The following is a 5,930-nucleotide window of genomic DNA, read 5'->3' as shown; positions in this document are numbered from 1 at the left end:
GGTGCAGTCCGGTTCGGGTGCAGTCCGGTTCGGGTGCAGTCCGGTTCGGGTGCAGTCCGGTTCGGGTGCAGTTGTGGTCGCCCTGGCAACCACAACTGCACCCGAAACTAGTCAGCTACGCCGGAAGGCGTACCGGCGAGGCTGGGCGGCGCGCCGGGCGTGGCCGGCGAAGCGGGCGTCGCGGCCAGTCGGCGGGCCGGCCTCCGGAGCCGGTGCCAGCTCGGCCCGCGATCCGGTCGGCGAGGGCTCGGGAACCGCCTCGGGGAACGCCGACGGGGCGGCCCGCATCGACGCCGTCAGGAGGGCGGCGAGGTCGGGTGGGGTCACCGCCAACGGGGACGGAACCGGACGGGGGGACTTCTTCGGGCTGCGTTTGGCAGGCATACGCTGCCTCCTGACTGGCTCAGGCGCCGGGTGGCGCGGCGAGTGGGCAGGCCCCGGCGGGTCCGATCAGCGGAGACACCGCGACGACGGCGGTGGAGGATGCGGACGCCCGGAGCGGACGGGTCCGCGGCGCGAACGGGCGGCGGACCGGAGCTCGGATGAAGGGGCGTCAGTTACGCATGCCGGTACGCTAACCGGCCTCCGCCGCCCCCGCACCCGATTTACTGGCACGATCGGCGGCATGCTGATCGCGTTCTCGATCACCCCGCTCGGCGTGGGTGAGTCCGTGGGCGACCTGGTCGCCGACGCCGTCCGGGTGGTCCGCGAGTCCGGCCTGCCCAACCGGACCGACGCCATGTTCACCACCGTCGAGGGCGAGTGGGACGAGGTGATGGCGGTGGTGAAGCGGGCCGTCGACACGGTCTCCGCCCGGGCGCCCCGGGTCAGCCTGGTGCTCAAGGCCGACGTGCGCCCCGGGGTCACCGATGCGATGACCGAGAAGGTCGCCCGCGTCGAGGCCCGGCTGGCCGAGACGCCGGGACCGTCGGCCACCATGCCGCCCAACCAGGAGTGATCCCTCCGCCGCCGAGCGTCGGCATCCCCGCCCGCACCCATACCGGCCGCGATACGGTCGCAGCACGGGCAGCGACGAAAGGTGGCGGTACGCATGGCAGCGCGGGCGACGGCGCAGATCGGCGTGACCGGCCTGGCGGTGATGGGCCGCAACCTGGCCCGGAACCTGGCCCGCCACGGCTTCACCGTCGCGGTGCACAACCGCTCGCCCGGGCGCACCCGCAGCCTCGTCGCCGAGCACGGCGGCGAGGGCACCTTCGTGCCGTCGGAGTCCATGGCCGACTTCGTCGCCTCGCTGGAGCGACCCCGCGCGGTGATCGTCATGGTCAAGGCGGGCGGCCCCACCGACGCGGTGATCGACGAGCTGGTGCCGCTGCTGGAGGCGGGCGACATCGTCGTCGACTGCGGCAACGCGCACTTCACGGACACCCGCCGCCGGGAGGAGGCGTTACGCGGGCACGGACTGCACTTCGTCGGCACCGGCGTCTCCGGCGGCGAGGAGGGCGCGCTGCACGGCCCGAGCATCATGCCGGGCGGCTCCGACGAGTCCTACCGCAAGCTGGGCCCGATCTTCGAGAAGATCGCCGCGCAGGTGGAGGGCGTCCCGTGCTGCCGGCACGTCGGCCCGGACGGGGCCGGCCACTTCGTCAAGATGGTGCACAACGGCATCGAGTACGCCGACATGCAGCTCATCGCCGAGGCGTACGACCTGTTGCGGGCCGGCCTGTCGGCGAGCCCGGCGGAGATCGCGGAGATCTTCCGCGAATGGAACACCGGCGAGCTGGAGTCCTTCCTCATCGAGATCACCGCCGACGTGCTCGCGCACACCGACGCGGCGACCGGCCGGCCCTTCGTCGACGTGGTGCTCGACCAGGCCGAGCAGAAGGGCACCGGCCGGTGGACCGTGCAGAGCGCGCTGGACCTGGGCATCCCGATCACGGGCATCGCCGAGGCCACCTTCGCCCGGTCGCTCTCCGGACACGCCGACCAGCGGGCCGCCGCCCGCCGGGCGTTCGCCGAGGCGGGCGGGACGTGGCCGGAGAACGACCGGGAGACCTTCGTCGAGGGCGTGCGGCGCGCGCTGCTGGCCAGCAAGATCGTCGCGTACGCGCAGGGCTTCGACCACATCCGGGCCGGCAGCCGGGAATACGAGTGGGGCATCGACCTGGGCGGGATGGCGACCATCTGGCGGGGCGGCTGCATCATCCGGGCCCGTTTCCTGGACCGGATCCGCCAGGCGTACGACGCCGAGCCGGAGCTGCCGACGCTGCTGGTGGCCCCGTGGTTCGCCGACCGGGTCGGCGCCGGGGTCCCGGCCTGGCGGCGGGTGGTGGCCGACGCGGCCCGGGCGGGCGTGCCCACGCCGGCGTTCGCGTCGTCGCTGGCCTGGTTCGACGGGCTGCGCGCCGAGCGGCTGCCGGCCGCCCTGATCCAGGGGCTGCGGGACAACTTCGGGGCACACACCTACCACCGGGTGGACCGGGCGGGCACGTTCCACACGCTCTGGGCGGGTGACCTCTCCGAAGTGGAGGCGTGACGCTCACCAGGCCCGTTCGGCGGCATCCGGCGGGGGCGGGGCCCAGGCCGGGGCGGGATCCCCGGTGGCCAGCTCGGCGATCTCGCCGGAGCGTACGGCCGGGGTGTGTCCCATCTCGACGCAGTACCGTTCGGCGACCCCGGCGCAGATCTCGGCGACCGCCTCCCGACTGGCCGGCTCCACCAGGTCGGCCGCGGCCAGGGCGGCCGTCATCTCGTACCGGAGATCGCGCATCCTCCACCCCCGTGGCGGGCGCGTCCCGGCGGCGCGCCCTGCGCCGATCGTACGTGCGGGCGCCCCGCCGCCGGCCGGAAAGCCGGATGCGGGGCGCCCGCGGACCGTCGAGTCACCAGAACCGGCGACGCCGGGCCTTCTGCGGTCGCAGCAGGTCGGCGCCCTTGGCGAGCAGTCGGCTCACCCCCGTCGGGCCGCGCCGGGCCTCGAGGGTGTGGCTGAGCCGACGCGCGCCGGCCGCGGCCAGCGGCACGGCGACCGCCATGACCGCCCACTGGGCGATCCGTTTCTGAATCATCGGGTTCACCTCCGCGATCGGCTGCTGCCTGTCAGGTACCCAGCGAGCCACCGCGGTAAGCGTGACCGCTACCCCGCCGGGGCCACCGGGTTGGGCAGCGCCCCGCCGAAGCGGCGGTCCCGCTGGGCGTAGAGCTCGCAGGCATACCAGAGGTGGCGGCGGTCGAAGTCCGGCCAGAGCGTGTCGAGGAAGACCAGCTCGGCGTACGCGGCCTGCCAGAGCAGGAAGTTGGACGTGCGCTGCTCGCCGGAGGGGCGGAGGAAGAGGTCCACCTCGGGGACCTCGGGGTGGTAGAGGTACCTCGCGACGGTCTTCTCGTTGACCTTGCCCGGGTCGAGCTTCCCGGCCGCCACGTCGCGGGCGATCGCGGCGGCGGCGTCGGCGATCTCCGCCTGGCCGCCGTAGTTGACGCAGAACTGGAGGGTCAGCGTCGAGTTGCCTCGGGACATCTCCTCGGCGGTCTGCAGCTCGGAGATCACGCTCTTCCAGAGCCGCCCGGCCCTACCGGACCAGACCACCCGGACGCCCAGGTCGACCAACTGGTCCCGGCGGCGGCGGATGACGTCCCGGTTGAAGCCCATCAGGAAGCGGACCTCGTCCGGCGAGCGCCGCCAGTTCTCGGTCGAGAACGCGTACGCCGACAGGTAGGGGATGCCCAGCTCGATCGCGCCCTCGATGGTGTCGAAAAGGCTGTACTCGCCCTGCTCGTGCCCCTTGGTCCGGGGCAGCCCGCGCTCCTTCGCCCAGCGGCCGTTGCCGTCCATGACGATGGCGACGTGCTGCGGCAGGACGTCGGCCGGCAGCGCCGGCGGCCGGGCACCGGACGGGTGCGGGGTCGGTGGCACCGGCTCCCGCCGGAGGGCCCTCGTCGATCGGATCACTTACGCATTCTCCCTGTTCACGCCAGCGGCGGCGGGCCCGGCGCCGGCGCGCGGCGGGACCACACCCGGCCCCGCGCCGGGCGGCGGGACCGTGCCGGGCGCCGGGGCACCCCGGTCGACCAGCGGCAGCGAGCGTAACGCGCGCTCCAGGTGCCACTGGAGGTGCGCCGCGACCAACCCGCTGCACTCCCGGCGCACCCCGGTCTCGGTGGCCTCCGCGTACGCCCAGTCGCCGGTGGTCAGCGCGGACATCAGGTCGACGGTGGCCGGGGCGGGATGGGCGGCGCCCGGCGGCCGGCAGTCCGGGCAGACCGCACCCCCGGCCGGTACGGAGAACGCCCGGTGCTTCCCCGGCGTGCCGCAGACCGCGCAGGCGGTCAGCGCGGGCGCCCAGCCGGCCAGCGCCATCCCGCGCAGCAGGTAGGCGTCGAGCACCAGCGTGGTGGCGTGGTCGCCCCGCGCCAGGGACTTCAGCGCGCCGAGGGTGAGCTGGAACATCCGCAGCGACGGCTCCCGCTCGATCGGGGTGAGCCGTTCCGCGGTCTCGGCGATCGCGCTGGCCGCCGTGTAGCGGGGGTAGTCGCCGAGGAACCGCTTGCCGTAGAGGTCGATCCCCTCGACCTGGCTGATGGTGTGCAGCGAGCTGCCCTGGTTGCCCTTGGGGTCGCCGGCGAGCTGGAGGTCGACGTGCCCGAACGGCTCCAGCCGGGCGCCGAACCGGCTGGTGGTGCGCCGGACGCCCCGGGCCACCGCGCGCAACCGACCGTGCCGGCGGGTGAGCAGGGTGATGATCCGGTCGGACTCGCCCAGCTTCTGCACGCGCAGCACCACCGCGTCGTCGCGGTAGAGCTGTCGGCGGTACCCGGCCATCGGACCATTCTCCCTCGGGGTGCGATCTCAGGGTCGGTTCGGGGTGGATCGGCGGTCGAACCCGGATGTGCCGCCCCGACCACCGGCCGTACCGTCCTGGCCATGGCTCAGCACCGAACCACCGTCGCCGCCACCGCCGTGGCCACCCTGATCCTCCTGTCCGGGTGTGACACCCTGTCGTTCCGCGAGCTGGACTACGACAACACCGAGGCGGTGAAGATCACCCGGATCACCGTCCGGCCGGGCTCGGGCGACGTGACCGTACGCGGCTCCGGGTCCGCCGCCGAGGTACGGATCAAGCGGATGGTGCGCTACCAGGGCGGGCAGCCCGACACCCGGTACCGGATCAACGGCGACGAACTGGTGCTGGACACCAGCTGCGGCAACCGCTGCAGCGTCTCCTGGGACGTGACCGCCCCCGAGGGCGTGAGGGTACGCGGCGAGACCGGCTCCGGGGACGTCGTGCTGAGCCAGGTCGGCACCGTGGACGTCAAGCTCAGCTCCGGCGACGCCCGGGTGGCCGGGGCGAGCGGCGACATCCGGGTCGAGACCAGCTCCGGGGACATCTCGGTGGTCGACGCGGCCGGTGCGGTCCGGCTGCGGGCCACCTCCGGCCGGGTCGAGGCGCGGCGGCTGGCCGCCGGCGTGGACGCGGAAACCTCCTCGGGCGACCTGACCGTCGAGCTGGAGCAGCCGGCCTCGGCCCGGCTGCACGCCGGCAGCGGCGACGTGCACCTGGTCGTGCCGGGCGGCCGGTACCGGGTTCGGTCCAGCACCGGCTCGGGCGACGCGAACCTGGCGGTGACCGACGACCCGAACGCCCCCCTGCTGCTGGACGTCCGCGCCGGCAGCGGCGACGTCGCGATCAGCCAACGCTGACCCCGGGCCACCCCCGCCGGGGCCGGGCCACCCGTCGCCCGGCCACGGGCGCCCGCCGGGCCGAGCCCCCGCCGGTACGGGGCGCCCGCCGGGCCGTCGGGCAGGTCCTCGGTGGGGCCGCCGGATCAGCCGGGTCCACGGCCGACCGCGCCCGGGCCGCGGCCGCCCCGGTCGGCCGGCACCGGCCCGGTGTCCGCCCGGTCGGCCGCGCCGCGCGGCGCCGCGAAATGACGGTTGAGGTTCCGGGGCTCGATCGGGGTGCCGACCTCGGAGG

8 protein-coding genes are annotated in these 5,930 nt (G+C 74.6%); 3 read left to right on the top strand and 5 right to left on the bottom strand.

Going from position 1 to position 5,930, the window contains the following annotated elements; all coding sequences use genetic code 11:
- Positions 1-111: 111 nt before the first annotated feature.
- Complete coding sequence (locus ABZ570_RS33330; RefSeq protein WP_358072064.1) at positions 112-384, bottom strand: hypothetical protein; 273 nt, start codon at positions 382-384, stop codon at positions 112-114.
- Between the two features lie 241 nt (positions 385-625).
- Here ABZ570_RS33330 and ABZ570_RS33325 point away from each other — a divergent pair, with 241 nt between their 5' ends.
- Together ABZ570_RS33325 and gndA are read left to right on the top strand one after the other, a co-directional pair.
- Positions 626-958, top strand: a complete 333-nt coding sequence (locus ABZ570_RS33325; protein WP_358072063.1) for an MTH1187 family thiamine-binding protein — start codon at positions 626-628, stop codon at positions 956-958.
- Positions 959-1,051: 93 nt separating this feature from the next.
- Positions 1,052-2,494 carry an NADP-dependent phosphogluconate dehydrogenase gene (gene gndA / locus ABZ570_RS33320; protein ID WP_358072061.1) on the top strand — a complete coding sequence of 481 codons (1,443 nt, stop codon included), beginning with the start codon at positions 1,052-1,054 and terminating at the stop codon, positions 2,492-2,494.
- Between the two features lie 3 nt (positions 2,495-2,497).
- On the opposite strand, the gene ABZ570_RS33315 is transcribed toward gndA, so the two are convergent.
- The 4 genes from ABZ570_RS33315 to recO form a co-directional block, all read right to left on the bottom strand.
- A complete protein-coding gene (locus tag ABZ570_RS33315; RefSeq protein ID WP_358072059.1) occupies positions 2,498-2,728 on the bottom strand; it encodes a thioredoxin reductase in 231 nt (76 codons plus the stop codon).
- Between the two features lie 112 nt (positions 2,729-2,840).
- Positions 2,841-3,026 carry a hypothetical protein gene (locus ABZ570_RS33310; RefSeq protein ID WP_358072057.1) on the bottom strand — a complete coding sequence of 62 codons (186 nt, stop codon included), beginning with the start codon at positions 3,024-3,026 and terminating at the stop codon, positions 2,841-2,843.
- A 68-nt stretch (positions 3,027-3,094) separates the two neighbouring features.
- Entirely contained in the window at positions 3,095-3,871 is a 777-nt protein-coding gene (locus tag ABZ570_RS33305) for an isoprenyl transferase (RefSeq protein ID WP_358072068.1), read from the bottom strand.
- A 36-nt stretch (positions 3,872-3,907) separates the two neighbouring features.
- A complete protein-coding gene (gene recO / locus ABZ570_RS33300; RefSeq protein ID WP_358072055.1) occupies positions 3,908-4,777 on the bottom strand; it encodes a DNA repair protein RecO in 870 nt (289 codons plus the stop codon).
- Between the two features lie 102 nt (positions 4,778-4,879).
- Here recO and ABZ570_RS33295 point away from each other — a divergent pair, with 102 nt between their 5' ends.
- Positions 4,880-5,656, top strand: coding sequence for a DUF4097 family beta strand repeat-containing protein (locus tag ABZ570_RS33295; protein ID WP_358072053.1), 777 nt, complete (start codon positions 4,880-4,882; stop codon positions 5,654-5,656).
- The last annotated feature ends 274 nt before the right edge of the window (positions 5,657-5,930 follow it).

The sequence above is a fragment of the Micromonospora sp. NPDC007271 genome, assembly GCF_040634005.1.
Taxonomy (GTDB): domain Bacteria; phylum Actinomycetota; class Actinomycetes; order Mycobacteriales; family Micromonosporaceae; genus Micromonospora.
This window is presented reverse-complemented; position numbering and strand designations above follow the sequence as displayed.

What these genes read in the sequence shown, in the direction of transcription:
- ABZ570_RS33330 (WP_358072064.1), bottom strand. Translation starts at nt 384, where the DNA reads ATGCCTGCCAAACGCAGCCCGAAGAAGTCCCCCCGTCCGGTTCCGTCC.
- ABZ570_RS33325 (WP_358072063.1), top strand. Translation starts at nt 626, where the DNA reads ATGCTGATCGCGTTCTCGATCACCCCGCTCGGCGTGGGTGAGTCCGTG.
- gndA (WP_358072061.1), top strand. Translation starts at nt 1,052, where the DNA reads ATGGCAGCGCGGGCGACGGCGCAGATCGGCGTGACCGGCCTGGCGGTG.
- ABZ570_RS33315 (WP_358072059.1), bottom strand. Translation starts at nt 2,728, where the DNA reads ATGCGCGATCTCCGGTACGAGATGACGGCCGCCCTGGCCGCGGCCGAC.
- ABZ570_RS33310 (WP_358072057.1), bottom strand. Translation starts at nt 3,026, where the DNA reads ATGATTCAGAAACGGATCGCCCAGTGGGCGGTCATGGCGGTCGCCGTG.
- recO (WP_358072055.1), bottom strand. Translation starts at nt 4,777, where the DNA reads ATGGCCGGGTACCGCCGACAGCTCTACCGCGACGACGCGGTGGTGCTG.
- ABZ570_RS33295 (WP_358072053.1), top strand. Translation starts at nt 4,880, where the DNA reads ATGGCTCAGCACCGAACCACCGTCGCCGCCACCGCCGTGGCCACCCTG.